The organism is Cellulomonas sp. GbtcB1, assembly GCF_019091725.1.
In the GTDB taxonomy this organism is placed as follows: domain Bacteria; phylum Actinomycetota; class Actinomycetes; order Actinomycetales; family Cellulomonadaceae; genus Cellulomonas.
This window is the reverse complement of sequence record NZ_JAGXJG010000624.1, coordinates 1-233: the sequence shown is the minus strand read 5'-3', so window position 1 is coordinate 233 and position 233 is coordinate 1. Positions and strand designations below refer to the sequence as shown.

The 233-nt window shown below is 78.1% G+C and carries 1 protein-coding gene; it reads left to right on the top strand.

All coding sequences use genetic code 11. The features are described from left to right. Positions 1-233: hypothetical protein (locus tag KVT14_RS21585; protein WP_217617409.1), on the top strand; the 233-nt coding region annotated here is incomplete at both ends.

Sequence of the window (233 nt, the reverse complement as noted above, 5' to 3'; positions counted from 1 at the left end):
ACCCGGACGGCCTGGCCGACCCCGGCGGCTACCTCGGGCGGCTGCGCCAGCGGTCGGGCGGGGCCTGGGTCGTGGTCGAGAAGATCCTGCAGGGCGACGAGGAGCTCCCCGGCGACTGGGACACCGCCGGCACCACGGGCTTCGAGGCGCTGTGGCGGATCCAGCAGGCGTACGTCGCCCCGGGCGGGGGCGCCCGGCTCGGCGCGCTCGTGCACCGCCTGACCGGCGAGTCG